Origin of the sequence: Roseateles aquatilis (assembly GCF_002205645.1) — a bacterium.
Lineage (GTDB): Bacteria > Pseudomonadota > Gammaproteobacteria > Burkholderiales > Burkholderiaceae_C > Roseateles > Roseateles aquatilis.
Window position 1 is genome coordinate 20,340 of record NZ_NIOF01000007.1, and the last position, 26,671, is coordinate 47,010.

The 26,671-nt window shown below is 69.7% G+C and carries 21 protein-coding genes and 1 riboswitch; of the genes, 6 read left to right on the forward strand and 15 right to left on the reverse strand.

Translation table 11 applies throughout. From position 1 onward, the window contains the following. Nucleotides 1-248: 248 nt before the first annotated feature. The 5 genes from CDN99_RS16030 to CDN99_RS16050 all read right to left on the reverse strand — a co-directional run bounded on the left by CDN99_RS16030 (nt 249) and on the right by CDN99_RS16050 (nt 5,217). Nucleotides 249-749 (reverse strand): CinA family protein, encoded by a 501-nt coding sequence (locus CDN99_RS16030; RefSeq protein WP_088385890.1) that lies wholly within the window; start codon nt 747-749, stop codon nt 249-251. Nucleotides 750-805: 56 nt separating this feature from the next. Further along, on the reverse strand, nt 806-1,384 hold the full coding sequence (locus CDN99_RS16035; RefSeq protein WP_088386141.1) for a phosphatidylglycerophosphatase A family protein: 579 nt from the start codon (nt 1,382-1,384) through the stop codon (nt 806-808). A gap of 116 nt (nt 1,385-1,500) precedes the next feature. Then, complete coding sequence (gene thiL / locus CDN99_RS16040) at nt 1,501-2,475, reverse strand: thiamine-phosphate kinase (RefSeq protein WP_088385891.1); 975 nt, start codon at nt 2,473-2,475, stop codon at nt 1,501-1,503. Further along, on the reverse strand, nt 2,468-3,124 hold the full coding sequence (locus CDN99_RS16045; protein ID WP_088385892.1) for a response regulator transcription factor: 657 nt from the start codon (nt 3,122-3,124) through the stop codon (nt 2,468-2,470). Before CDN99_RS16045 ends, thiL begins: the two co-directional genes overlap by 8 nt. Continuing rightward, a complete protein-coding gene (locus tag CDN99_RS16050; RefSeq protein WP_088385893.1) occupies nt 3,121-5,217 on the reverse strand; it encodes a sensor histidine kinase in 2,097 nt (698 codons plus the stop codon). Before CDN99_RS16050 ends, CDN99_RS16045 begins: the two co-directional genes overlap by 4 nt. Before the next feature lie 418 nt (nt 5,218-5,635). Here CDN99_RS16050 and CDN99_RS16055 point away from each other — a divergent pair, with 418 nt between their 5' ends. Continuing rightward, nucleotides 5,636-7,933 carry an NADP-dependent malic enzyme gene (locus tag CDN99_RS16055; RefSeq protein WP_088385894.1) on the forward strand — a complete coding sequence of 766 codons (2,298 nt, stop codon included), beginning with the start codon at nt 5,636-5,638 and terminating at the stop codon, nt 7,931-7,933. Nucleotides 7,934-8,519: 586 nt separating this feature from the next. After that, the gene (locus CDN99_RS16060; protein ID WP_088385895.1) at nt 8,520-8,915 is read left to right on the forward strand and encodes a barstar family protein; all 396 of its coding nucleotides are present in this window, start codon (nt 8,520-8,522) and stop codon (nt 8,913-8,915) included. 314 nt (nt 8,916-9,229) lie between these two features. On the opposite strand, the gene rsmA is transcribed toward CDN99_RS16060, so the two are convergent. The 3 genes from rsmA to CDN99_RS16075 are packed head-to-tail and all read right to left on the reverse strand — an operon-like array spanning nt 9,230 to nt 13,801. Beyond that, nucleotides 9,230-9,997, reverse strand: coding sequence for a 16S rRNA (adenine(1518)-N(6)/adenine(1519)-N(6))-dimethyltransferase RsmA (rsmA, locus tag CDN99_RS16065; RefSeq protein WP_088385896.1), 768 nt, complete (start codon nt 9,995-9,997; stop codon nt 9,230-9,232). A gap of 20 nt (nt 9,998-10,017) precedes the next feature. Next, on the reverse strand, nt 10,018-11,385 hold the full coding sequence (locus CDN99_RS16070) for a peptidylprolyl isomerase (RefSeq protein ID WP_088386142.1): 1,368 nt from the start codon (nt 11,383-11,385) through the stop codon (nt 10,018-10,020). A 40-nt stretch (nt 11,386-11,425) separates the two neighbouring features. Beyond that, nucleotides 11,426-13,801 carry an LPS-assembly protein LptD gene (locus CDN99_RS16075; RefSeq protein WP_088385897.1) on the reverse strand — a complete coding sequence of 792 codons (2,376 nt, stop codon included), beginning with the start codon at nt 13,799-13,801 and terminating at the stop codon, nt 11,426-11,428. Nucleotides 13,802-13,974: 173 nt separating this feature from the next. Between CDN99_RS16075 and CDN99_RS16080 the strand changes: the two genes are divergently transcribed. After that, complete coding sequence (locus CDN99_RS16080; protein WP_088385898.1) at nt 13,975-15,117, forward strand: aminoglycoside phosphotransferase family protein; 1,143 nt, start codon at nt 13,975-13,977, stop codon at nt 15,115-15,117. Here CDN99_RS16080 and CDN99_RS16085 read toward each other — a convergent pair. From CDN99_RS16085 to CDN99_RS16095, 3 genes are all read right to left on the reverse strand, one after another. Beyond that, entirely contained in the window at nt 15,104-16,144 is a 1,041-nt protein-coding gene (locus tag CDN99_RS16085; protein ID WP_088385899.1) for a LysR family transcriptional regulator, read from the reverse strand. The two genes, CDN99_RS16080 and CDN99_RS16085, sit on opposite strands and share 14 nt — an antisense overlap. A 62-nt stretch (nt 16,145-16,206) precedes the next feature. Next, nucleotides 16,207-17,682, reverse strand: a complete 1,476-nt coding sequence (locus tag CDN99_RS16090; RefSeq protein WP_088385900.1) for a M20 family metallopeptidase — start codon at nt 17,680-17,682, stop codon at nt 16,207-16,209. Between the two features lie 49 nt (nt 17,683-17,731). Next, nucleotides 17,732-18,580 (reverse strand): alpha/beta hydrolase, encoded by an 849-nt coding sequence (locus tag CDN99_RS16095; RefSeq protein ID WP_088385901.1) that lies wholly within the window; start codon nt 18,578-18,580, stop codon nt 17,732-17,734. A gap of 26 nt (nt 18,581-18,606) precedes the next feature. On the opposite strand from CDN99_RS16095, the gene CDN99_RS16100 reads away from it, so the two are divergent. Continuing rightward, on the forward strand, nt 18,607-19,566 hold the full coding sequence (locus CDN99_RS16100; protein WP_088385902.1) for a M14 family metallopeptidase: 960 nt from the start codon (nt 18,607-18,609) through the stop codon (nt 19,564-19,566). 30 nt (nt 19,567-19,596) lie between these two features. Here CDN99_RS16100 and metW read toward each other — a convergent pair whose 3' ends face one another. The 4 genes from metW to CDN99_RS16120 form a co-directional block, all read right to left on the reverse strand. Then, a complete protein-coding gene (gene metW, locus CDN99_RS16105) occupies nt 19,597-20,181 on the reverse strand; it encodes a methionine biosynthesis protein MetW (protein WP_088385903.1) in 585 nt (194 codons plus the stop codon). Further along, a complete protein-coding gene (gene metX, locus CDN99_RS16110; protein WP_088385904.1) occupies nt 20,178-21,362 on the reverse strand; it encodes a homoserine O-succinyltransferase MetX in 1,185 nt (394 codons plus the stop codon). The genes metW and metX overlap by 4 nt, the downstream gene beginning before the upstream one ends. Nucleotides 21,363-21,433: 71 nt before the next feature. Beyond that, a riboswitch (SAM riboswitch) is annotated at nt 21,434-21,508 on the reverse strand. A gap of 9 nt (nt 21,509-21,517) precedes the next feature. Continuing rightward, nucleotides 21,518-23,389 carry a signal peptide peptidase SppA gene (sppA, locus tag CDN99_RS16115; protein ID WP_088385905.1) on the reverse strand — a complete coding sequence of 624 codons (1,872 nt, stop codon included), beginning with the start codon at nt 23,387-23,389 and terminating at the stop codon, nt 21,518-21,520. A gap of 123 nt (nt 23,390-23,512) precedes the next feature. Next, the gene (locus tag CDN99_RS16120; protein WP_088385906.1) at nt 23,513-24,145 is read right to left on the reverse strand and encodes a glutathione S-transferase family protein; all 633 of its coding nucleotides are present in this window, start codon (nt 24,143-24,145) and stop codon (nt 23,513-23,515) included. A 218-nt stretch (nt 24,146-24,363) separates the two neighbouring features. Between CDN99_RS16120 and CDN99_RS16125 the strand changes: the two genes are divergently transcribed. Further along, nucleotides 24,364-25,554, forward strand: coding sequence for a YjgN family protein (locus tag CDN99_RS16125; protein ID WP_088385907.1), 1,191 nt, complete (start codon nt 24,364-24,366; stop codon nt 25,552-25,554). After that, nucleotides 25,554-26,657 (forward strand): M48 family metallopeptidase, encoded by a 1,104-nt coding sequence (locus tag CDN99_RS16130; RefSeq protein WP_088385908.1) that lies wholly within the window; start codon nt 25,554-25,556, stop codon nt 26,655-26,657. The genes CDN99_RS16125 and CDN99_RS16130 overlap by 1 nt, the downstream gene beginning before the upstream one ends. Nucleotides 26,658-26,671: the final 14 nt, after the last annotated feature.

Below are 26,671 nucleotides of genomic sequence, written 5' to 3' on the forward strand. Positions count from 1 at the left end.
GGAAGCAAAAGAAGCGCTGACTCCCGGCGAGCTTGCTCGCTGACACGCGGTCCGTCGCTCGTCACTGCGCTCCGAGACTCGTCCAGCATTGCTACTGGAACCCCCACCGCTCGTTGCCGCTCACCCTCCTCGCTGCGAAGGCTTGCCCGCGTTCGCGGGACGCGCCGACCGAGGCAACCAGCGTCTGCGGGTAGGTCCTTGGCGCGTCTGTCGTGGCGCGTCGGTGGTCGGGCGCGTGGGGGGTAACTTCAGCTGTCGCGGTCCTCGAGGGCGTCGCACAACGATTCGAGACCGGCTCGCACCGTTTGAGCCCGCACCGCGTGGCGGTCGCCAATGAACAGCTCCTTCCACACCCGGACAGGCTGGCGGCCGTGCAGCAGCGCCAGCCAGACCGTGCCCACCGGCTTGGCATCGCTGCCTCCGCCAGGGCCGGCCACGCCCGTCACGGCCAGCGCCCAATCGACCGGCGAGTGGGCGATCAGGCCCCGCGCCATCTGCTCGGCCACCTCGCCGCTGACCGCGCCGTGCAAGGTGATCATCGCGGCGGGCACGCCCAGCAACTCCGTCTTGGCCTGGTTGCTGTAACTCACCACGCCACGCTCGTACCACTGGCTGGAACCCGCCAGGCTCGTGCACGCGGCGGCGATGAGCCCGCCCGTGCAGGACTCCGCCGTGCCCATGCGCTCCTTGCGCTGAATGAGCGCGAGCGCGATGCGGTCGATCAGTTCGGATTCGTCGGGGAACAGCATGGAACCTCCTCGTCGATGGATCTGGGGGCAGGACGTCGGTGTGGCGCCGCGAGACCTCAGCCGAGGACCGCGCGCGCGATGGCCAGCACCACGAGCGTACATCCGGCCGCGACCAGGTCGTCGAAGAGGATCCCGAAGCCCTGGCGGAATCCGACCGGCTGTCCAGGCTCGATCTTGAAGAGCCCATCAGCCCACCGCACCGGCCCCGGCTTGGCAGCATCGAAGTACCGGAAGACAACGAAGGCAGCCAGTTGCCACCAGAAGCCCGCCGGCATCACGATCCACAAGATCAGCCAGATGGCGACGATCTCGTCCCACACGACCGCGCCCGGGTCGCAAACACGCAGGTTCCGCGCCGTGACCGTCGACGCCCAGGCGCCAATGACCAGGCCCGCAGCGATCAGGACGCCCCAGGCGAATGGGGTCAGCCAGAGGTTCAGCAGCGCGAACGCGGCCCATCCCCACAAGGTGCCCACCGTCCCCGGCGCGCGCGGCGCGAGGCCGCTGCCGAACCCCATCGCGATCCAGTGCGCGGGGTGACGCGCCATGAAGCCGAAGGTGGGCCGGCACGGCGCATTGGCGTCGGCGCTTGAGGGCGCGTGGGAAGCAGCGTCTGAAGCGGCGCTCGACGCCATGGCCGCGGCCGGCGGCGCGGGCTCCGGGTCAGGCGGAACGCCGGGGGCGAGCGGCACCGGGTCGTCGTCGCCGAAGGGCTTGGCGCCCAGGATGTCCTCGTCGCTCATGGACTGGCTCATGACTTGAAGTGGTCGAAGCTCTGCAACGGTTGCTCGATGAGCCGCCCCGCGCCGTCGACGACGCGAAGGCCGGGTTGGGCGTCGATGCGACCGACGCGGTAGACCGGCGTCGCAGACTCGCGGCCTGCCGCGAGCACGCGTTCGCGGGCCTCGGCGGGTGCGGTGAAGACGAGCTCGTAGTCGTCGCCGCCGCTGAGCAGACAGAGCTGCTGGATGTCCTGCGGCATGGCGCCGAGCACGGCGGATCGCGGCAGGTCGGCCAGCCGCAGCGTGGCGCCGACGCCGGAGCGCGCGAGCACGTGGCCCAGGTCGCCGGCCAGTCCGTCCGAGACGTCGATCGCGCTGGTCGCGAGGCCGCGCAGCGCGCGTCCCAGGGCGACGCGCGGCTCGGGCAATTCCATGCGCAGGCGGACCTCGTCGAACTGGTGGCCGGGCAAGGACAGCGTGCCGCGGAAGACCTCCAGCGCGAGGCGCGCGTCGCCCAGCGTGCCACTGACCCAGAGGTCGTCGTCGGCGCGCGCGCCGGAGCGGAGCAGGGCCTGACCCCGCGGCGTCTCGCCCATCACGGTGATGTTGATGTTGAGCGGCCCGGCGGTCGTATCGCCGCCGGCGAGCACGATGCCGTGGGCATCGGCGAGCTCGAACAGGCCCTGCGAGAACCCGGCGAGGAAGGCCTCGTCGGCACGAGGCAGCGCGAGCGAGAGGAAGAACGCGCGCGGCGACGCGCCGCAGGCGGCGAGATCGCTCAGGTTCACGGCCAGCGCCTTGTGGCCGAGCCGGCGCGGCGAGACGGTGGACAGGAAGTGGCGCCCCTCGACCAGCATGTCGGCCGAGACCAGCCAGTGATGGCCCGGCGTCGGCGCCAGCACCGCGCAGTCGTCGCCGATGCCGAGCACGACGCCGAAGGCGTCGGGGTTCGCGGCCATGGCACCGCGCGCGAAGTAGCGCGCGATCAGATCGAATTCACCCATGGGCGGCATTGTCGCCGCGCAGCAGGTTGGACAGCTCGACCGCGGACTTCACATTCATCTTCTCGAAGACCCGGGCGCGATGGACTTCGACGGTGCGGACGCTGATGTTGAGCTGGTCGGCGATGAGCTTGTTGGGCAGGCCCTGGACGACCAGCAACATCACCTCGCGCTCGCGCTCCGTGAGGTCGCCGACGCGCTGGCCGAGCGCCCCCTTGACGTCGCGCGCCTCGATCGCGGCGGCGCTCTGCGCCAGCGCGTGCTCGACACGGTCGACGAGCGCGTTGTCGGAGAACGGCTTCTCGACGAAGTCGTAGGCGCCCTGCTTGACCGCCGCGACCGCGGTCGGCACGTCGCCGTGGCCGGTGAGGAAGATGACCGGCAGGGTGTCCAGCAGGCCGCGCTCGATCAGCCGGTCGAACAGCGCCAGGCCGCTCATGCCGGGCATGCGCACGTCGAGCAGCAGGCAGCTCGGCGCCGACGGCCAGTCCACGCCCTGGCGCGGCAGCGCGTCCAGCATGGACTCGAACAGCTCCGCGCTGCCGAAGCCCTCGGACAGCAGCCGCCGCGAGCGCAGCAGCCAGGACAGCGCGTCGCGCACCACCTCCTCGTCGTCGACGAGGTAGACCATCGGCAGGGACTGCGGCTTCATGCGGACGACTCTCCAGAAAGGGGGTGGCTGTCGGCCCCGGCGCGCGGGGTCGTGCCGGCCGCATCCTCGCACGGCAGGCTGAATCGGAACTCCGTGCCCGTGGGCGAGGCGGGCGCGACGCGGCTTTCGAAGTCCATCGCGCCGCCGTGCTGCTCGACGACGGTGCGGCACAGGCTCAGGCCCAACCCCATGCCTTCGGTGCGGGTGGTGAAGAAGGGCGTGAACAGCTGCCGCGCGACTTCGGACGGGATGCCGGGGCCATGGTCGACGACGGCGAAGCTGAGCCAGCGCGGCTGCAGCCGTCGCACGCGCAGGATCAGCGCGCGGTCCGCCAGCGGCGTGGGGCCGTCCATCGCCTGGATGGCGTTGCGGGTCAGGTTGAGCAGCACTTGCTCGACCATCGTGCGGTCGCAGCGCACGCGCGGCATGCCGTCGGGGACGTCGAGCTCGATGCGGGCGCCGCTCTTGCGCGCCTGCAGTCGCACCAGCGGCAGCACGGCGTCGATGAGCTGGTCCACGCGGACCCATTCGCGCGCCGCCTCGCGCCGGCGGACGAAGTCGTGCACGCTCTTGATGACGCGGCCGGCGCGCTCGGCCTGCTCGGCGATGCGGGTGACGGCCTGGCGGACCATGGCCGGGGTCTGCGGGTCGTCGGCCTCGCGCACCATCAGGTTGATCGACGCGGTCGCGTAGCTGGCGATCGCCGCCAGCGGCTGGTTCAGCTCGTGGCTGAGCAGCGAGGCCATCTCGCCGACCGTGGCCAGCCGCGCCGTGGCCTGCAGCCGGTCCTGCTGCTGGCGCGACAGCTCCTCGACCTTGCGCTGCGCGCTGAGGTCCAGCACCGCGCTCATCCAGCCGGTCTGCTGGCCTTCGGCGTTGAGCAGCGGTGCCTCGTAGATCATCACCGGGAAGCGCTCGCCGGTGCTGCGGACGAAGACGGTCTCGAAGCCCTCGCGCGGCGGCAGGCCGGCCTCCCAGCGGGCCTCGCGGTCATGGTGGCGGCGCCAGTACTCGTCGGTGAACTCGGGCGGCCAGTACGGCGGCGCGTGGGGCGGGCGGCCGCTGCCGACGAGCTCCTCGGCGCCGTAGCCGACCATCGCGCAGAAGGCCGGATTGACGTAGTTGATGTTGCCGTCCAGCTCGCGCGCGCGCAGGCCGGTGATGAGCGAGTTCTCCATCGCCTGCCGGAACGCCAGCGATTCCGCCAGCGCGTGCTCCACCTGGGCGCGCTTGCGACCGTCCCGCGCCAGCACGATGACCAGCGCGAACAGCGCCATCGACAGGCCCAGCACCAGCGCCGTCGCCAGGTTGGGGATCAGCTGCGGACGGCCGGTGGCGTTGTCCACGCGCAGTTGCAGGCTCAGGCCGGGCAGGTCCAGCAGGCGCTCGGAGAGGTAGAAGCCGGTGCCGCGCGTCAGGCCGGTGCGGGCCAGCCGGGTGCCGTCGCCCTCGACGAAGGACATCTCGAAGCGCCGCGCCTGGTCCTGGGAAATGGATTCCTCCAGCAGCGGCCGCAGGCCCATCGTCGCCACGACGTAGGACCGCGGCTCGCCGGCGCGCACGCGCGGCAGGCACAGGTCGGCGACCTCCAGGCCGTCGCCGCCGGCCAGCGGCACGAAGTAGGAGCGGGAGAACAGCGGCGTGCCCTGGCGCAGCGCGGCGATACAGGCGAGCTCGGTCTCCAGCTGCAACTGCCCGCGCGACAGCGTCGAGAACAGCGGCGGCGCATACGGCGTGTCGACGGCGCGGACGACCTGGCGGTTCTCGTCCCGCAGCTCGATGCGCAACAGCACGCGCGTCTGCCTCAGCAGCCCGGCGGCGTTGCCGCGCCAGTCGTCGTCCTGGGCCCACATCAGCCCTTGCAGGCCCTGCAGGTCGCGGCCGATGAGCTGCTTGGCGCGGGCGGCGACCTCGGCGCCAGCCTGCTCGGAGGCCTCCTGCGCGCGCGCGGCCTCGTGGCTCAGCGTCAGCGACAGCAGCAGCGACTGCGCGATCAGCAGCAGCCCCACCAACGCCCCCCACAGCAAGGCGCGACGCCAACGGCGCGGCCGCACGGCCGGCACCGGACGGGTGAAGGGAGCGGCGGACGACATGGGCGAGGACACGGGACGGAGGGGGCAGGCAGTATGGCGCGCGCGCCGGACGGCGCGATGCGCAGTTTCGCGTATCCACCGGACGAGCGCTCGGTCGAAACGTCGACAGACGCTCCGCCGATGCGTGGCGCCCGCGTCCGCGAGCCCGAAGCGCGGTCCCGCGGGTGAGGCCGCCGGCAAGGTCCGGGCGAGCCTCGATCGGGCCTCGCGGGCGCCATCCCGGGCCGGCTGGCCCGCATGCGGCATACGCATAGTCCGCACTGTCCCGGGATGGTCGGACTCCTACAATCGCCGACCCGGCCCGCGTCGCGTCAAGCCCTTTGACCGCTGTCAAAGCCCTCGTCGACGGCGCGCCGGCCAATCCGAGAGACACCCCGGGACCCCTTCGCGAGGTCGCGGCCAACCAGACAGAGCCCTTATGTCCACGTCCGAAGAAAAACGCGCCGAACTGCGCCAGGCCGCTCTCGAATATCACGAGTTCCCGACCCCGGGCAAGATCGCGATCGCCGCGACCAAGCAGCTGATCAACCAGCGCGACCTGGCGCTGGCCTACTCCCCGGGCGTGGCGGCGGCCTGCGAGGAAATCGTCGCCGATCCGGCCAACGCCTTCCGCTACACCTCGCGCGGCAACCTGGTCGCCGTCATCACCAACGGCACCGCCGTGCTGGGCCTGGGCGACATCGGCCCGCTGGCCTCCAAGCCGGTGATGGAGGGCAAGGGCGTCCTGTTCAAGAAATTCGCCGGCATCGACGTCTTCGACCTGGAGATCGACGAGAAACACGACCTGGACAAGCTGGTCGACGTCATCGCCGCGCTGGAGCCCACCTTCGGCGGCATCAACCTGGAGGACATCAAGGCGCCGGACTGCTTCTACGTCGAGCGCGAGCTGCGCAAGCGCATGAAGATCCCCGTCTTCCACGATGACCAGCACGGCACGGCGATCGTCGTCGGCGCGGCGCTGCTCAACGGCCTGAAGGTGCAGGGCAAGGACATCAAGACCGTCAAGCTGGTGACCTCCGGCGCCGGCGCCGCCGCCCTGGCCTGCCTGAACCTGCTGCTGAAGCTGGGCATGCCGCGCGAGAACATCTGGGTCACCGACCTGGCCGGCGTCGTCTACCAGGGCCGCACCGAGCTGATGGACCCGGACAAGGCCGAGTACGCCCAGCCGACCGACCAGCGCAGCCTGCGCGACGTCATCCAGGGCGCCGACGTCTTCCTGGGCCTGTCCGCCGGCGGCGTGCTGAAGCAGGACATGGTCGCGACGATGGCGGCCAAGCCCATCATCTTCGCGCTGGCCAACCCGAATCCGGAGATCCAGCCGGAAGAGGTCAAGCAGATCCGTGACGACGCGATCATGGCCACCGGCCGGACGGACTACCCGAACCAGGTCAACAACGTCCTGTGCTTCCCGTACATCTTCCGCGGCGCGCTGGATTGCGGCGCGACCACGATCAACGACGAGATGGAGATCGCCGCGGTGCGCGCGATCGCCGAGCTGGCGCAGGCCGAGCAGAGCGAGGTCGTCGCCGCCGCCTATGCCGGCGCGACGCTGAGCTTCGGCCCCGAGTACCTGATCCCCAAGCCCTTCGACCCGCGCCTGATGATCAAGATCGCCCCGGCGGTCGCGCTCGCGGCCGAGGCATCGGGCGTGGCGCTGCGTCCGATCGCGGACATGCCGGCCTACCTGGAGAAGCTGCAGAGCTTCGTCTACGCCTCGGGCACGACGATGAAGCCGATCTTCCAGATCGCCAAGCGCGCGCAGCACAAGCGCGTCGCCTATGCGGAAGGCGAGGAGGAGCGGGTCCTGCGCGCGGTGCAGGTGGTCGTCGACGAAGGCCTGGCGCGTCCGACGCTGATCGGCCGCCCCGAGGTCATCGCGCAGCGCTGCGAGCGCTTCGGCCTGCGCCTGCAGGAAGGCCGCGACTTCGACGTCGTCAACACCGAGTTCGACCACCGCTATCGCGACTACTGGCAGACCTACCTCGCCATGACCGAGCGCAAGGGCGTGACCCAGCAACTCGCCAAGATCGAGATGCGTCGCCGCCTGACGCTGATCGGCGCCATGATGCTGCACAAGGGCGAGGTCGACGGCATGCTCTGCGGCACCTGGAGCAACACCGCGATGCACTTGCAGTACATCGACCAGGTCATCGGCAAGCGCCCCGGCGTCAAGAACTTCGCCTGCATGAACGGCCTGATCCTGCCGGGCCGCCAGGTGATGCTGGTCGACACGCATGTCAACTACGACCCGACCGCCGAGCAGATCGCCGAGATCACCATCATGGCCGCCGAGGAAATGATGCGCTTCGGCCTGCGTCCGAAGGCGGCGCTGCTGTCGCACAGCAATTTCGGATCGAGCAACTGCCCGTCCGCAGTGAAGATGCGCGACGCGCTGGCGCTGATCCAGCAGACCGCGCCCTGGCTGGAAGTCGACGGCGAGATGCACGGCGACACCGCGCTGGATGCCAACTACCGCGCGCAGCTGATGCCCAACAGCACGCTGACCGGCGAGGCCAACCTGCTGGTGATGCCCAACATCGACGCGGCCAACATCAGCTACAACCTGCTGAAGACGGCGGCCGGCGGCGGCATCGCCATCGGCCCGGTGCTGCTGGGCGCGGCCAAGCCGGTGCACGTGCTGACGCCGTCGGCGACGGTGCGGCGCATCGTCAACATGACCGCGCTGACGGTCGCGGACGCCAACGCGGCCCGCTGATCGACCGTGAAACACCCCGCCGCGCCACCCGGCGCCGGCGGGGCCGCGCGGCCGAAATCACCCGATTTCCCCCGTACACTCGCCGGTTCGAGCGCCTGAAAGCCCGACCTCCGCCTGCGCCTATAGAAAAAGTTTGTAGAGGCTCACCAGTTAATTTCTGTGTGATGACTACTCGAATTCACTAGGCCTCCACTGAATGTGTGCACATGCTAACTATGCCGCTTTTTAAGGCATCGTGGCAGACACCGGCTTGAGCATTCGGGGCCATTTCTGTACCATCTTGGTTTCAGGATTCAGGGTAAACCCGTGTATTTGCTCGACAAATCAGCGGTCCGGATGTCCGCCCAGCAGCCCGTCGACGGCGGCTGGCGCCACTCGGGAAGTGTCGCCCTCGACACGGGTTTCACCAGCACGGCCCACCCCCACCGACGCACACAAGACCACCGCCTGGGTCATGTCGGATGGCACGGGGCCGCGAGAACCTGACCCTTGTATTCGACACCGACGATCACGACATGCGCTTCTTGAAGCACCTTTCGTGAACCGGCGCCACCGCAATCTGTGACCATCAAGGAGGAACGCGACCATGCTTTTGCAGACAGTCCGTCCCAACATCGTGCAGGCGATCAGAGCCTACCGGGTAGAGGACTTGATGCTGGCCGCCCAGGATGCCGGCCAGCATTTCCTGTACGCAAACCTGTCATCGGCGGAGACGAAGCAGGACGTGCTGGAATTGATCGCCAGCAACTTCCTGTTCCCAGCCCATTTCGGGAAGAACATGGACGCGCTGTTCGACTGCATGACGGACCTCGTCCACAAGTCGGGCTCGCAGCCTGGCTTCGTCGTCGTGCTGGACCAGTTGCCGGACCATGCCCGCTTCGACCGCGAAGCCCGCGAGCAACTGCTCGACGTCTTCAGAGAGGCGGCCGACTACTGGGGTGAACGGAAAGTTTCATTCCGCTGTTTCTATTCTTTTCAGTAGCCCGCTCCCAAGAATCAGGGTCATGGGAGCGGGCTGCTGAGGTGGCCCCCGTAGAGAAGCCGGTGATCAAAAGCACCAAGAACAATCCGAACCCCAACTTCGGCATGAACATGCCGATGATGTGCAGCGCGTTCGACACATCGATGTGGGTCGGCGCCGCTTGATCGGCACCGTCTGATCGGCAGCGCGAGCGACCGGTCCTCGGATCGGGCGACATCCGGCAAGGCCGGATCGATCGCCCAAACAAAAGGCCTTCCATCACTGGAAGGCCTTTTTGTTTGGCGGCGGCGGCCCTTCGCGACGGACGGCGCCGTTCAGACCGACTGGGCGAGCTTCACGAACTCCGCGACCGGTACTTCCTCGGCGCGGCGCTGTAGGTCGAACTCGCCCTGGAAACCACGCGCCTCAAGCCAGCGGCCCAGCGAATGGCGCAGCAGCTTGCGGCGCTGCGAGAACGCCGAGGCGACCAGCTCGCTGAGCAGCGCCTCGTCCAGCGCCACCGGCACCGCGTGCGGCACCATGCGGACGATCGCCGAATCCACCCGCGGCGGCGGATCGAAGGCCTCGGGCGGCACGTCGAAGAGCCCCTCGACCTGATAACGCCACTGCAGCATCACGCTGAGCCGGCCGTAGTCCTTGCCGCCCGGCCCGGCGGCCATCCGGTCGACGACTTCCTTCTGAAGCATGAAGGTCTGATCGACGACATGGTTCACGAAGCCCAGCAGGTGGAACAGGATCGGCGACGAGATGTTGTACGGCAGGTTGCCGACGACCCGCAGCTTGCGACCGCGCTCCGCCGCCAGTGCGGCGAAATCGACCTTGAGTACGTCGGACTCGACCACGGTCAGGTCGCCGCGCTTGCGCAGCCGCGCCGCCAGATCGCGATCCAGCTCGATGACGGTGAGCGGCTGGCTGGACGCCGGCAGTCGCTGCAGCAGCGGCAGCGTCATCGCGCCCAGGCCCGGACCGATCTCGACCATCGCCTGGTCGTCGCCGGGGGCGATCGCGTCGATGATGGCGTCGATGACGGCGCGGTCGGTCAGGAAGTGCTGACCAAAGCGCTTGCGCGCGACATGTCCCATGAACGCTCAGCCCCGGCCGGTCAGTCCAGCCACTCGCGCGTCTCGATGAAGGCGCGCGCGCGCAGTTCCTTCATCCAGTCGTTGTAGGCCTCGTCGTACTTGCGCTCGCGCAGCGCGTTGCGCGCCTGCTCGCGAAGCTGCTTGTTGTCGAGCACGACATCGCGCCGCTCCAGCACCTGGATCAGGTGGATGCCGAAACGCGATGGCACCGGATTCGAGATGCCCTTGAGCGGCAGCGCGTCCATCGCTTCCTCGAACTCGGGCACGAAGCCGCCCGGCGACACCCAGCCCAGGTCGCCGCCTTCCTGCGCGCTGCCGTCCTCGGAGTTGGCACGGGCCAGTTGCTCGAAGGTGGCGCGGCCGGACTCGATCGCGCGCTTGAACTCGGTCAGGCGGCGCGCGGCCAGCTCGGGCGTCAGTTGCTCCGACGGACGCAGCAGGATGTGGCGCGCGTGGGTCTGCACGACCAAGTTGATCGATGCCTTGCCGGCCTGGCGCTCAAGCAGCTTGATCACGTGGAAGCCGGCGCCGGAGCGCAGCAGCTGCGGACGCACCTCGCCGTTCTTCAGGTCGCGCACGGCGTCGACGAAGACGTCCGGCAGCTTGTCCGCGGCGCGCAGGCCGATCTCGCCGCCACGGTTCTTGTTCGCGTCCTCCGACAGGTCCTTGGCCACCTTGGCGAAGTCCTCGCCGGCCTGCACGCGCTGCAGCGCGGATTCGGCGCGGGCGCGGCGCTCGGCCACCACGGCGAGGCTGGCGTCTTCGGGCACCGGCACCAGGATCTGCGCGATGTTCAGCTGCGCGCGGTCCTGCAGCGCGGCCTGGCGCTGTTCCAGGTACTTGTCGATGTCGCCGTCGGTGATGCGGATGCGGCCCTGCACCTCGCGCTCGCGCACGCGCTCGCTCAGCATCTGGTCGCGCAGGTTCTCGCGGAAGCGCTTGAAGTCGACGCCGTCGGCGGCCAGCCGCTTGCGCAGCTCGTCCATCGTCAGCTTGTTCTGCGTCGCGACGTTGACGACCACGCGATCCAGCTCGGGCTCGTCGACGCGGGGGCCGTTCTCGCGGGCGTAGGTGATCACCGCGCGCTCGTCGATCAGGCTGTCCAGCGCCTGCTTGTGCAGCAGTTCGTTGGTGACGGTCTCGCCGCGGCGGCGCGCCTCTTCGCGGGCGCGATCGGTACGCTGGATGACTTCAGACGCGGCGACGATGTCGGTGTTGACGATCGCCGCGATGTAGTCGCCGGGCTTGAGCTGACGCTGCTCGACGGGCGGGCGGACCGGCGCCGGCGCGGACGCCGCCGAGGCCGCCGGAGCAGCCGCCACCGGCTTCGCCGGCTGCGCTTGCGCCCAGGACGTCGGGCCGGCCAGGGCCGCGGTCAGGAGAATCATGGCGGCCGCCACCGGCTTGAGATGTCGCATCGAACGCAATTCAGTCATATGTGCCAAAAGCCGAGCGTTCCGAGCTCAGCGAACGGTAACCCGGAATATTGTCTCTCAACACTTTCAGGGCGTTGGAACCGAGGGGGGAGAGGCCGACCAGCTCCAGCTGCAGGATCAGCCGGGTGTTGGTCTCCGCGCGGCCGGTGGATTGGCGCTCGGCGCCGACACGCAGGATCCAGCAACCGGAGTCGTACTCGGCGCCGACCACCGAGTCCGTGAAACGCTTGTCCCGCAAGCTGTACTGCAAGCGACCCGCACCGTACCACGCGCCGGCGCAGCCCGGTCCGCCGCTGACCGACTTGCGATTCGGTCCGAACAGCGGCCATTGCCATGCCAGCTCGACCTGCTCGCTGGTGCCGCGGGCCAGGCGATAGGACGCGCTCACGGTGCGGAACGGGCCCGGCGAATACCGCAGCCGCAGCACCGTCCGCTCGACCTTGCCGTCGGAGGAATTCAGTTGCAGCGTGCTGTCGGTCCACCACGCCTGGTTCAAGTGGGCCGAGGCCAGCAGCACGACGTCGGACAGCCGGTGCGTCTGCGGCGTGCCGTCCGGCGTGATGCGCTGGTCGCGCAGCAGGTAGCGCTGGACCATGCCCAGGCGCAGTTGCTCCTCGCCGCGCTCGTCCTCGATCCAGCGCGTGGTCGCGCCGAAGGCCAGCATGTGGGCATCGCTGACGCGGTCGACGCCGGAGAACTGGTTCTCCGCGAACACCGAGTCGAAGTTGTAATCCCGCGGCGCCGAGTCGAAGTTGGGCATCGCGCTCTGGTCGCGATACGGCGTGTTGACGTACAGCACGCGCGGTTCCAGCGTCTGCCGCATCGCCTGGCCGAACAGCGAGGTGTTGCGCTCCAGGATCCAGCCGTGGTCGACGCTGAAGGTCGGGATGGTGCGGCTGATGGTGCGCCGGCCGGTGAGGTCCAGCGGCTGGTCGACGCGGTAGCTCGCGGCGTTGACGGACAGCTTGGGGATCAGCCACCAGGCCGCGCCGCTGAACGGCAGGCTGACGTGGCCCAGCATGTGCACGCGCTCGCCCGTCTGCAACGGGCTGTTCAGCGCGCCGCCGGGCAGGTCGAAGCGGTTGTACTCAAGCTCCAGGCCGCCCTCCAGCCGGGCGCGGCGCCCGGTCGGCAGGTAGCCGGCCAGCACCGACTCGTCCGCGCCGGTCTGCACGCGCAGGCCGATCTGCGGCGAGCGCTGGTACGGGGACACGAACCGGTCCTGCGCGTCCTGCACCTGCAACGGCTGCCAATGCTGGACGCGCGCATACGTCTGCATGTCGCCCCAGTTGAAATTGAAGTCACGCTGGGTCCGCAGGTCGGTGGACAGCAGGCGCGGCGTCTGGCTGAGCATGCGGTTGCGCATGTCCTTCCAGTAGTCGTCGTCGGAGACCCGCTCGGTGTTGATCTGGTAGCGCCAGTTGGGCGTGATGTCGCCGTCGTTGTTCAGGCGCAGGTCCCAGCGCGAACGACCGTAGGCGCGGTCGTGCGGCAGCAGCGCGAAGTCGATCTGTCCGCGATGGCTGGGCTCCAGGTAGCGGAACTGGCTGTCGACACCGGCGCCGCGCCGCGTCATCACGAAGGGCGTGATCGTCGCGTCCCGGTTGGGGGCGATGCTCCAGTAGAAAGGCTGGTCGTACTCGAAGCCGCTGCGGTTGTCGACGTTGACGTTGGGCGGCAACAGGCCGGATTTCGGTTGGTCGCCGAGCGGGAAGCTCAGCGACGGCGCGGCCAGGATGGGCACGCCGAGGAAACGCACCACCGCGTCGGTCGCCACGCCCTCGCCGGCGTCGAAGTCCAGCTTCAGGCTGCTGGTGACGAGCTCCCAGTCGCGCTTGCGCTCGCCCTGCTCCGACACCGGGCAGGTGCTGTAGGTCGCCTCGTCGGCGCGCATGCGCTGGTCGCCGAGGAAGTGCAGCGCCTTGGCGCTGCCGCTGCCGCCGGTGGCGGCGAAGAAATAGGTCGGGCTGTCGAGCTGCCCCTCGAAGCGGTCGACGAAGAGCTCCAGCTTGGGCCCGCGCAGCACGGCGCCGTTCTGCACCAGCTCGACGTCGCCGACGGCCACGGCCAGGTCCTGCGGATAGTCGTAACGCAGCGACTTGGTCTTGAGCAGCATGCTGCCGTAGCGCAGCTGGACGTCGCCCTCGGCCAGCGAGGTCTGGTCCATCTCACTGGTGATGCGGTCGGCGCTGAGCGCCATCGCCGGACGGGTGTCCTTGCGGCGGGCCTGGTTCAGCTGCTTGACGGACTTGAGCACCAGCGGCTCGCCGGCGGCCTCCTGCGCCAGCGCCGACGGCGCCGCGGGCAGCGCGAACGCCAGCGCGGCGGCCAGGGACAAGGGACGGGGGCGGAAAACCGGAGGGCGCATCAGGCGGGCAGCGTCTTGCAGAGGTCAGGCGGCTGCGCGTGGATCGCGCCGCGCTGCCCGGGGTTTGTAGAATCATTATCCACGAGGCCAGTCGCGCGGCAGGACCGCCCGCCCACGCCTTGTCACCCCCCCCAGGGGCCGCTCTCGCAGCGGCCCTTCCGCTTCCGAGTCCCATGACCGCTTCCGCCACGCCGGCTTCCCCGTCCCACGCGTCCGACGCCGACCGTGCCGCGCTTTTCGAGTCCTGGCTGGCGCCGCTCGCGTCCCGGCACGGCCTGCGGCCCGACACGCTGACCGCCGCCAGCAGCGACGCCAGCGCGCGGCGCTACCTGCGCATCGCCACGGACACCGGCGCCACGCTGATCGTGATGGACGATCCGGCGCGGCCGAATCAGGTGGCGCGTTTCGTCGAGGTCGGTGCGCTGATGGCCGGCTGCGGCCTGCACGTGCCCCGGCTGCTGGCGCACGACGCGGCGCTGGGCTTCGCGCTGATGGAGGACCTGGGTTCGCGGCCCTACCTCGACGCGCTGCTCGACGCCCAGCGGAACGCAGACATGCCTGCCGCCAACGCCCTGATGCGCGACGCGACCGACACGCTGCTGCGTTGGCAGTCCTGCGCGGCGGCGCGCGCCGACGGCGCGCTGCCGCCCTTCGACGACGCCTTCGTGCGCCGGGAACTGCAGATCTTCGTGGACTGGTGCGTCCAGGCCCACCACGGCAAGCAGTGGAACGACACGCAGCAGGCGTATTGGGACCGTACCGTGGCGCTGCTGTCCGCCAACATCGCCGGCCAGCCGCGGGTGCCCATGCACCGGGACTACATGCCGCGCAACCTGATGGTCTGCCCGGCCGGGACGCCGGACGCGGGCGGCGCGGGCAATCCCGGCGTGCTCGACTTCCAGGACGCGGTGCTGGGTCCGGTCACCTACGACATCGCCTCGCTGCTGCGCGACGCGTTCATCTCCTGGGAGGAGTCCGAGGAGCTCGACTGGGCCGTGCGGTACTGGGAAGGCGCCAGGCGCGCCGGTCTCTTCGGCCTGGACCCGAGCGGCGAGGATCCGCACGAGATGGCGCTGGACTTCGGCCTGTTCTGGCGCGCGCTCGAATGGACGGTGCTGCAGCGCCACCTGAAGATCCTGGGCATCTTCTGCCGCCTCAAGCACCGCGACGGCAAGCCGCATTACGCCGAGGACCTGCCGCGCTTCTACGCCTACGTGGTAAAGACGGCGACGCGCTACATCGAGCTCAAGCCGCTGCTGCGCCTGATCGAGGATCTGCAGCCTCAGTTGCTTCAGACAGGATTCACGCTGCGCTGAGCGGCACGGACGGCTCGCCCTCGGTCGACGACGCGGCGGCCCTGGCCGCCTGAGCGGCCAGCAGCTCCTGCGCCGCCTTGTAGGTGGGGCAGCCCGCGGCGGCCAGCCAGGGATCCTCGTCGCGGCCGCCGAAGACCTCCAGCAGGAAGTCCATGAACGCGCGGGTGCGCGCCGGGACGAACTTGCGCGTGGGCATCGCCGCCCACAGCGTGTAGCTGTACAGGCGCCACTGGGACAGCACGCGCTCCAGCGCCCCCTCCATCAGCGCGTCGCCGATGACGAACGACGGCAGGCCCGCCACGCCCAGGCCGTGCAGCGCGCAGGCGTACTTGGTGTCGACCGACGACGTCGTCATCACCGGCCGCGACGGGATCGCGAAGTAGCTCTCCGCCGCCAGGCCATCGGCGCCGCAGCGCTCGAAGGTCACGCCGCGGGCCAGCTCATGGATGGGCGGCAGCATGACGTCGTGCTGCTTGAGCTCCGACGGATGTTGCGGCCGGCCGCGCCGGGTCAGGTACTCGGGCGAGGCGCACATGATCACCTCGGTGCGGGCCAGCTTGCGGGCGACGAAGTCCCCCTGCAGCGGGCTGCGCGTCGAGATGACGGTGATGTCGAAGCTCTCGTCCAGCGTGTCCACCGGTCCGGGCGCGACCAGCTCGACGCTGACCAGCGGGTACATGGCGTGAAAGCGCGCCATGTGCCGCGCCAGCTGGTGGATCGCGATCGCCGGCGGCATCAGCACGCGCAGGTTGCCGCGCGGCTCGGTGGTCGCGGCGGAGGCCAGCGCCTCGGCTTCCTCGATGTCGCTGAGGATGCGGCGACAGCGTTCGAGGTAGGACTCGCCCACATCGGTCAGCGACAGCCGCCGCGTCGTGCGGTTGAGCAGCCGGGCGCCGAGGTGCTCCTCGAGATCCGCCACCAGCCGCGTGACGACCGCCGGCGCGAGGTCGAGCGCCCGCGCCGCGCCGGCGAGACTGCCTTCGTCCACGACGCGGGTGAACACCCGCATGGCCTTGACCTGGTCCATCCCGTCTCCTCCGGGCGGATGCCGTGGCCCCCGCCTCCTTGCTCAGCGTGCCGGCCGCGAGGTCACGGATGCGCGGCGATCACCTGCGCGACGGCGGCGGTGAGCCGCTTGCCATAAGGCACGTGCAGGAACTCGTTGGGGCCATGGGCATTGCTCTTGGGACCCAGCACGCCGCAGACCATCATCTGCGCCGCCGGGAAGCCCTTCTGCAGCATGCTCATCAGCGGGATCGTGCCGCCCTGGCCGATGTAGCCGACCGGCTGGCCGAAGTGGGCCTGGCTGGCCGCGTCCAGCACCTGGCTGAGCCACGGCGACAGTTCCGGCGTGTTCCAGCCCGTGGCGCCGAAGGCGCCGGGCCGGCCGTCCGGCACGAAGCTGACCTTGGCGTTGTACGGGGCGTTGTCCTCCAGCAGCGCCTTCAGCCGCAGCGCCGCCTCGTTGCCGTCGATCAGCGGCGGCAGCCGCAGCGACAGCTTGAAGGCGGTGTAGGGGCGCAGCACGTTGCCGGCATTCTTCAGCTCGGGGAAGCCGTCCACGCCGGTGACCGACAGCGTCGGGCGCCAGGTGCGGTTCAGCAGCACTTCGACCGGGTCGCTGGTGACCGGCAGCACCGGGCCGCCGTCCGCGCCGCAGGCCCAGGGCAGGCGCTTGTAGACCTCTTCCTTGAGGATCGCGGCGGTGGCCCGGGCCTGCTCGTGGCGCACGCCGGGGATCTCGCAGTGGAAGGATTCGGGCAGCAGGCGGCCGGTCTTGGAGTCCTCCAGCCGGTCCAGCACCTGACGCAGGATGCGGAACGACGACGGCACCACGCCGGACGCGTCGCCGGAGTGGATGCCCTCGGTCAGCACCTCGACCTTGAGCACGCCCGAGACCATGCCGCGCAGCGAGGTCGTCATCCACAGGCGGTCGTAATCGCCCGCGCCGGAGTCCAGGCAGACCACCAGCGAGACGTTGCCCAGCCGCGGCTTGAGCAGGTCGATGTAGGCCGGCAGGTCGTAGGAGCCCGATTCCTCGCAGGTCTCGATCAGGCCGACGCAGCGCGGGCGGGCGATGCCCTGCTGGTCCAGCGCCATCAGCGCGGTGATCGAGGCATAGATCGCGTAGCCGTCGTCGGCGCCGCCGCGACCGTAGAGCTTGCCGTCCTCGTACTTGGGCGTCCAGGGGCCGAGATCGGCGCGCCAGCCGTTGAACTCGGGCTGCTTGTCCAGATGACCGTACAACACGACGGTGTCGGCGCTGTCGGCCTTGGTGCCCGGCAGCTCGAAGAAGATGACCGGCGTGCGGCCTTCCAGGCGGATGACCTCCAGCTTCAGGCCGGCGATCTTCTTGCTCTCCACCCACTCGGCGGCGTCGCGGATGACGCGCTCGATGTAGCCGTTGGCCTGCCAGTCGGCGTCGAACATCGGGCTCTTGGCGGGGACGGCGATGTAGTCGGTCAGCGCCGGGACGATCTCGTCGTCCCAGACCTTCTCGGCAAAGGCACCGAGGGCGCCGATCTCATCCATTTGCAGCGGCAACGACGGATCACGTGCGTTCATGCGGGTCTCCTGCGCGGCCCGGTCGGCCGCAGTGTCGGTTCGGCGGATTCTAGGAGCGCGTGGCCAGCCAGGCACGCAGCCGGGCGAAGACCTGTTCGCGCTCAGGCTCGTTGAAGATCTCATGGGCCAGCCCCGGGAAGCCGACGGACTGCACCGCGCCGTTGGCGGCCGCCGCGCGGGCGAACGCCGCGCTGCCGGCGGGGGCGACGCAGCGGTCGGCCTGCGCCCACATCAGCAGCGTGGGCGTGGTCCAGCGGTCGGCCAGCGGCAAGGTCTCCGGGCCGAAGCTGGCGATCATCCTGGCCAGCGTCGGGGTGATGCGGTCGTGGACCAGCGGGTCGTCCCGGTAGGCCTGGACCACCTCGGGGCTGCGGGAGATCCAGGACGCGTCCAGCCCGTTGCCCACCGCCAGGTGCGGCACCAGCGGCAGCGTGGCGGCGAGCAGGCCGCGCTGGAAGGCCGACAGGCCGGCGTCCAGCGCCGGGGAGCTGAGCACCAGCCCGTCCACCGGTCGCGACCACGGCGCGCCCTCCAGCGCGCCGGCGACGAAACGCGCCGCCACCGCGCCGCCCATGCTGTGGCCGAGCAGGATCAGCGGGCCGCGGCCCTTGCGATCGTCGGCGCGCAGGCCGTCGATGGCGGCGGCCAGGTCCAGCAGCAGGCTGTCCCGAGCCGGGATGTCGCCGCGCGGGCCGCCGGAGGCACCGTGGCCGCGCTGGTCGTAGCCGGCCGCGTGCCAGCCCCAGTCGTTCAGGCGCTGCGCGACGGCCTCGTAGCGGCCGATGTGGTCGCCCAGGCCGTGCACGATCAGGACGGTGCCACGCGTCGGCAAGGACAGGTCGGCGCCCCATTCGGGCCAGTGCAGGGGCAGGCCGTCATGGCCGGTCAAGGTCTTCATGGGGTCGGAGTGTAGGATCGGCCGCCATGCTCGACCCCAGCGACGACATCGAATTGCTGCCGCCCGACCTGCGGCCCTGGCGCGACGGCGGCAGCGACGTCGACCACGTCCACGTGCGCGAGTCCGGCCGCCCGGGCCCGACCGCGATGCTGGTGGCGCTGACGCACGGCAACGAGCTGTGCGGGGCGATCGCGCTGGACTGGCTGCTGCGCCAGGACGTCCGTCCGCTGCACGGCCGGCTGGTGCTGGCCTTCGCCAACGTCGCCGCGTTCGGGCGCTTCGATCCGGACGACCCCTTCTCGTCGCGCTACCTCGACGAGGACATGAACCGCGTCTGGGACGAGTCCGTGTTGCGCGGCCCGCGCGAGTCGCGCGAGCTGCGGCGCGCCCGCGAGCTGGCGCCCTTCATCGATTCGGCCGACGCGCTGCTGGACCTGCACTCGATGCAGGAGCCCGGCGCGCCGGCGCTGACGATCTGCGGCATGACCGACAAGAGCGTGCCGCTGGCGCGGGCGATCGGCCAGCCGGCGACGTTGCTGGTGGACACCGGCCACGCGGCCGGGCTGCGGCTGATCGACCGCGGCGGGTTCTCCGATCCGACGAGCCCGCGCCGGGCGGTGCTGGTCGAATGCGGCGCCCACTGGGAGGCGCCGTCGGCGGACATGGCGATCGACGTCTCGCTGCGCTTCCTGCGCGAGTTGGGCATGGTCGACGCCGACTGGGCGACCTCGCGACTGCGCGTGCGCACGCCGTCGCGGCAGCGGCTGGTGCGCGTCGGCGAAGGCGTGACCGCGCTCACGACGGGCTTCCGCTTCCTGATGCCGACGCATCACCTGATGGTCATCCCGCAGGCCGGCACGCCGCTGGCCGAGGACGCCGGCCGTCAATGGGTCACGCCGCACGACGGCTGCGTGCTGATCATGCCGTCGCGCCGCGCCGGGCAGGCGGGGCAGACGATGGTGAGGCTGGGGCGCTACGAGGATTGAAGGCATCGCCGGCATGCGCCGGCACCAGCCTCAATCCCTGTCGAACTTGAACACCGCCATGCTCGACATCAGGTTCGGCATCACCCGCACCTGGCGGCCGTTCTGCACGCCGAAGCTGTCCAGCACCCGCAGCCCGCACTTGCGCGCCAGGATCTGGAAATCGGCATAGGTGCCGACGCGGATGTTGGGCGTGTCGTACCACTGGTACGGCAGCACGCGCGTCACCGGCATGCGGCCGGCCAGCACCTGCAGCCGGTTGGGCCAGTGCGCGAAGTTGGGGAAGCTGACGACGCCCATCCGGCCGACCCGCGCGGTCTCGCGCAGCATCGCCTCGGTGTTGCGCAGGTTCTGCAGCGTCTCCAGTTGCAGCACCACGTCGAAGCTCTGATCCTCGAAGATCGCCAGCCCCTCTTCCAGGTTGAGCTGGATCACGTTCACGCCGCGCTGCGCGCAGGCCAGCACATTCGCGTCGTCCAGCTCCACGCCATAGCCGGTGCAACCCTTGGTCGACTGCAGGTGAGCCAACAGCTCGCCGGTGCCGCAGCCCAGGTCCAGCACGCGTGCGCCTCGCGGCACGAGGTCCGAGATCATTTCCATCACGGCGCGATCGCTCATACCGCCACCCCCGACAGGCGATGCGACACCACGCCGGCGCCGGCGATCGGCTGCTCGAACGCCTTCGCGACGCGGTCGAAGTAGGCGCGCAGCACGCCGTGATACCGCGGGTCCTCCAGCAGGAAGGCATCGTGGCCATGCGGGGCGTCGATCTCCGCGTAGGAGACATCGCGCTTGTTGTCCAGCAGCGCCTTGACGATCTCGCGCGAACGCGCCGGGGAGAAGCGCCAGTCGGTGCTGAAGCTCACCACCAGGTACTTGCACAGCGCGGTCGCGAAGGTGCGGCTCAGGTCGCCGCCGTGCTCGCGCGCCGGGTCGAAGTAGTCCAGGGCCCGCGTGATCAGCAGGTAGGTGTTGGCGTCGAAGTACTCGCTGAACTTGTCGCCCTGGTAGCGCAGGTAGCTCTCGATCTGGAACTCGATGTCCGAGGTCGAATACCCCAGCTCCGTCGCGCGCATCTGGCGGCCGAATTTCTCCTCCATCACGTCGTCGCTGAGGTAGGTGATGTGGCCGATCATCCGCGCCACGCGCAGGCCGCGGCGCGGCACGGCGCCGTGCTCGTAGAAGAAGCCGTCGTGGAATTCGGGGTCGGTGATGATGGCGCGGCGCGCGACCTCGTTGAAGGCGATGTTCTGCGCCGACAGGTTGGGCGCCGTGGCCACCGCGATGCAGTGCCCCATGCGGTCCGGATAACGCAGCGACCAGTCCAGCGCCTGCATCCCGCCCAGCGATCCGCCCAGCACCGCCGCCAGCTTGCGGATGCCGAAGCGGTCCAGCACACGCGCCTGGGCGTCGACCCAGTCCTGCACCGTCACCACCGGGAAGTCCTTGCCGTACACGCGGCCGGTCGTCGGGTTCAGGTGCATCGGCCCGGTCGAGCCGAAGCACGAGCCCAGGTTGTTGACGCCGATGACGAAGAACCGGTCCGTGTCCAGCGGCTTGCCCGGGCCGACCAGGTTGTCCCACCAGCCCTCGCTCTTCTCCACGCCCGCATGCGTGCCCGCGACGTGATGGCTGGCGTTGAGCGCGTGGCACACCAGCACCGCGTTGGACTTGTCCTCGTTGAGACGGCCGTAGGTCTCGACCATCAACTCATAACCGCCGATGCTGGCGCCGCTGCGCAAGGGCAACGGCTCGTCGAACAGGAGCCGTTGCGGTGTGACGTCACCGACTGAACCCATGGAACACCTCGATCAAATCCGAAAAAAGAAAACCCGGTGCCGCTGCTTGAAGCGGAACACCGGGTCTCGATCCGTGGATCGGGTGTCCCTCTTTAGCTGCATTTTTTAGGCGCCCGCAAGCCGGACAAATCGGCGCCGATGGGTCGGGAGTATAGCTACGGCGCGGTGCACAGGCAGTGCACGATGGCCTTCACCGGGGCCCGCGTGCCGGCCGGTCCGGCCTGCGCCTGCTCGGCCAGCCAGGTCATGTCGGCCTGCGCCTCGCGCAGCGGGACCGGGATCTGCGGGATGCCGCCCAGCGCGTGCTGCACCATGCCGCGCAGCGACGGCGCCGCCGCGTCGCCGACGCTGGTCAGCAGGCGCTCGACGGCGCTGCGTTCCGGCTCGACGTAGCGGACCGTGGGCTCGTCGCCCAGCTTCGCGCGCTTGGCCGCGCTGGCGATCGCGTCGCCCAGCAGGCCGTTGCGGTCCACCAGGCCGCGCTCCAGCGCCTGCGCGCCGGTCCACACGCGGCCCTGGCCGACGGCGTCGATCTGCTGCGGCGTCTTCTTGCGCGCCTGCGCGGCCTTGCCGGTGAAGTCCGCGTAGATGTGCTCGATCGAGGACTGCACCACCTGCGCCAGGCGCGGGTCCAGCGGACGGCGCGGGTCGTAGCCGTTGGCCAGCCACGTCGTGGTGTAGCCGCCGGTGTGGATCGACAGCTTGTCCATCAGCTTGTCACCGGTGGGCAGCATGCCGAAGACGCCGATCGAGCCGGTGATGGTGGACGGATCGGCGATCACCTCGTCGGAGGACATCGAGATCCAGTAGCCGCCCGAGGCCGCCACGCCGCCCATCGACACGACCACCGGCTTGCCGACCGCGCGGGCGAGCTCCAGCTCGCGCCGCACGAGTTCCGACGCGAAGGCGCTGCCGCCCGGCGAATTGACGCGCAGCACGATGGCCTTGACCTTGTCGTCCTCGCGCGCCTGACGGATCAGGCGGGACATGGACTCGCCGCCGATGCGGCCCGGCGCGGCGTTGCCGTCGACGATCTCGCCCTCGGCCACGATCACGCCGACCTGCCCCTCGGGCTTGGGCAGCCTGGGCGGCAGTTGCGCCACGTAGGCGCCCAGGCGGATCACGCGCAGGTGCTTGTCGTCCTTGGCGCCGCGCTTCTCCAGCAGGGTCTCCAGCTCGTCATGCGTCTTCAGTCCGTCGACCAGCTTCTCGGCCAGCAGGAACTTGCCCGAGTCGCCGCCGACGGCCTGCAGCCGCTGCGGCAGTTCCTCGATGGCACGCGCGATCGCGCCCTTGGGCAGCTTGCGCGCGGTCTCGACGCTGGTCTGGTAGCGGGTCCAGAGCTCGTCGTAGAGATAACCCTCCGCCTCCAGCGTCGCCTTGGACGGACCGTTGGCGAAATAGGGCTCGACGGCGTTCTTGTAGGTGCCCACGCGCAGCACGTTCGGCGCGATGCCGACGCGGTCCAGCGCGTCCTTGTAGTAGTTGCGATAGCGGCCGTAGCCCTCGATCATGACCTCGCCCATCGGATGGACGTAGACCTCGCCGGCCTGCGCGGCCAGGTAGTAGGCGCGCTGGTCGTAGTGGTTGGCGAAGGCGATGACCGGCTTCTTGCTCTGCTTGAAGCGGCCGATGGCGGCCTCGATCTCGTGCAGCGTGGCCGGCGTGGCCGAGCCCATCTCGTCCAGGTCCAGCAGCACCTGGACGATCTTGTCGTCCTTGGCGGCGGCGTCCAGCGCCTTGAGCACGTCGCGCAGGCGCGTCTGCGCGCGGTTCTCGCCCTTGAGCTGGGCCATCGCCTGGTCGCGGGCGGAGCCGGAGAACTGCTCCACCACCTCGCCCTGGATGTCCAGCACCAGCGTGGTCTTGTCCTGCAGCGGCTTGCCGCCCCGGAAGACGAGCCACGCCAGGCCGATGACGATCAGCAGGAACAGCAGGTTCAGCACCACGCGCCGCGTGCCGTCCACCAGCCACCAGAGCCTGCCGAAGAAGCGCCCGATCGGCGCCAATGCTCGCTTCACACCCATCCAATCCTCCCTTGGGATCTGCCAGGACGGCACGGATCTCGCGCCGAACCCGGTGATTGTGAGCCCAAGTCGTGACCGCGGCGGAAGTCAGGCGCTCCCGCGCCGACCTCCGGCCGCCGCGGGTCAGCGCGTGGCGGGGGGCAGCGTGTCCTGGAAGCTCGGGCGGGTCATGAGCTTGTCGAAATGCCGGGCCAGGTTCGGATGCGCGGCGCGCCAGTCGATGGCCGGGAAGCGGAAGTCCAGATAACCGAGCGCGCATCCCAGCGCCACGTCGGCCAGCGTGAAGTGGTTGCCGGAGCACCAGTGCTTCTCGCCCAGGCCCAGGGCCATCGCCTGCAGCGAGGCGTGGACCTTGTTCATCTGCCGTTGCACCCAGGCCTGGCTGCGCTCGCCGGGCGTGCGGCCGCTCCAGGTGTCCTCCAGCCGCGCGGCGACGCAGGCGTCGATCAGGCCGTCGGCCAACGCTTCCCAGGTCCGCACCTCGCAGCGCTCGCGGCCGCGGTCGGGGATCAGGCGCCCCACCGGCGACAGCGTGTCGACGTACTCGACGATGACGCGCGAATCGAACACCGCGCCGGTGATCGAGTCCTGCCCCTCCATGACCAGGCACGGCACCTTGCCGAGCGGGTTGATCTTGAGGATGTTGTCGCTGCCCCAGACGTCCTCCAGCTCGAACTGGTAGTCGAGCTTCTTTTCCGCCATGACGACGCGGACCTTGCGGACGTAGGGACTGGTGAGTGAACCGATGAGTTTCATTCGTCTCCGGAGCAACTGCCTCGGGTTTATGCCGAGGGATTCTAGCCAGTCACCCTCTCGCGATTGACTCCTGCGCGCAACGGCGGCGATGCCCTCATTTGGGTGTCTTGCCGTCCCCTTAGCAAGTGACGCACACTCCCGCCCGCCCCGCCGAAGAGCGGTCGGCAAACAAGGCGGAACGCACACGATCCGCGCACGATGACAGAGAGAGGGATTTCATGCACCAGCACGAGGAGGGTGCGGCAACCGGGGGTCTGACCGGCTGGCCGCAATCGGAATATCGCAAGCGCAAACTGGACATCCAGTTCACCGGCTCCGGCAGCGAGTACTTCCGCATCTGGATCGTCAACCTGCTGTTGACGATCGTCACCGCCGGCCTGTACTGGCCGTTCGCCAAGGCGCGGCGCATCCGCTACTTCTACGCCAACACCCTCATCGACGGCCACGCGCTGGCCTTCCACGGCGACGCGTGGAAAATGTTCTGCGGCCACCTGCTGATGCTGGTGCTGATGGGCGCCTATTCGATGGCCGGCCGCATCTCGCTGTTCGCGGGCGCCGTCGCGTTCGTGCTGCTGTGCGTGCTGGGACCGGCGCTGTGGCGCGCGGGCCTGCAGTTCCGGCTTCGCAACACCAGCTGGCGCGGGCTGCGCTTCGGCTTCGACGGCGCGCTCGCCGGCGCCTATCTGCCGATGTTGCCGACGATGCTGATCGGGGCCGCGATCGTCGGCCTCCAACTGGTCTTCGGCCCGCCCTGGGTCGGCGCCAACGGCGCGCCCCGCATCGGCACCGAGGAGAAGGTGTTGATGGTCCTGCTGCTGCTCGCCGTCCTGGTGACGCCGTGGGTCTTCACCGAGCTCAAGCGCTATCAGCACACCGGCTACCGCATCGCCTCGCAGCATGCCCAGGTGCGGCTGACCGCCGGCTCGGTCTACCTGCTGTGCCTGCGCGCGGCGGGCATGGGGTTGATCGGCCTGGTGCTGTTCATCGCGGTGTTCTTCTTCGGCATGCTGGTCGGCGGCTTCACCGGCGGCCTCTTCGGCAAGATCGTCGCGATCATCACGATCGCCTCCGGTTATCTGCTGATGTTCGCGGCCGTCGCCCCCTACGTCACCGCGCGATTCCAGAACCTGCTCTGGAACGCCACCTCGACCGAGGACCTGACCGTCACCAGCCAGTTGAACTTCGGCCCGCTGCTGAGCCTGTCGGCCAGGAACTGGCTGCTGACGGCGATCACGCTCGGCCTGTACCGGCCCTTCGCCGCGGTGGACATGGCGCGCATGCGCCTGGAAGCCGTCAGCCTGACGATGGACGGCGATCCGGAGACCTGGGTGGCCGATCAGGACGCGACGCAGACCAGCGCCGTGGGCGAGTTCGCCGGCGACTTCTTCGGCATCGACATGGGGCTGTGATGGTGGCGCCCACGCTGCACGCGGACTACTTCGACGGTCGCAGCGCCCGCGCACGACCGGTCCGCCTGTGGCTGGAGCACGACCAGCTCGTCGTGCACGACCAGGACCTCGACGGCGTCGAGCGGCGCTATCCGCTGCGTCGCGTGGTCTGGCCGGAACGCACGCGGCACGGCCAGCGTCAGGCGCAGTTGCCCGACGGCGGCGTGGTGACCGCGCGCGACACGGCCGCGTGGGACACCTGGGCCAGCGAGGCGACGCAGGGCCGAGGCCTGGGCTCCGGGCTGGCGATGCACTGGATCTCCAGCTGGCGCCGCACGCTGGTCGCGCTGCTGGCGGTCGTCGCCGTCGGCGTCGCGGCGTGGCGCTGGGGCGTGCCGATCGCCGCGGACGTGATCGCGCGCAATGTGCCGACGTCGATCGAGGACTCGATCGGCGACGAATCGCTGCAGCGGCTGGAATCGGCGCTGCTCAAGCCCAGCAAGTTGCCGGCCGCGGAGCAACAACTGTGGCGCGACCGCTTCGCGGCGATGGTGGCCAGCCAGCCGGGCGAGGCGACGCCCTACACGCTGCACTTCCGCGACACCGGCGGCCGGCTGGGCCCGAACGCCTTCGCGCTGCCCGGCGGCCACATCGTCGTCACCGACGAATTGCTGACGCTGCTGAAGGACCAGCCCGACGCGGTGCTCGGCGTCCTGGCGCATGAGCTCGGCCATGTCCGCGAGCACCATGGCCTGCGGCTCATGATGCGATTCAGCCTGGCGAGCGCGCTGGTGGGCGTGGCGATCGGCGACTTCTCCAGCCTGCTGGCCGGCGCGCCCGCGGTGCTGTTGAACGCCGGCTACTCCCGCGACTTCGAGCGCGCCGCCGACGCACAGGCCAAGCGCCTGCTGATCGCCAGCGGCCGGCCCCCGCGCGCGATGCTGGTGCTGTTCGAGCGGCTCGGAGAACGCCGCACGGAACGCGCCGCGAAGGCCAGGGCGGCGCAGACCGCGGACGGTGCGACCGCCACCGACACCGCGCTCGACCGCGCCGGCGAGCTGCTGCAGATCGCCTTCAACTCGCACCCGGCCGATGAGGAACGGATGCGTTTCTTCGAGCGCTGATCGCGGCCAGCGGG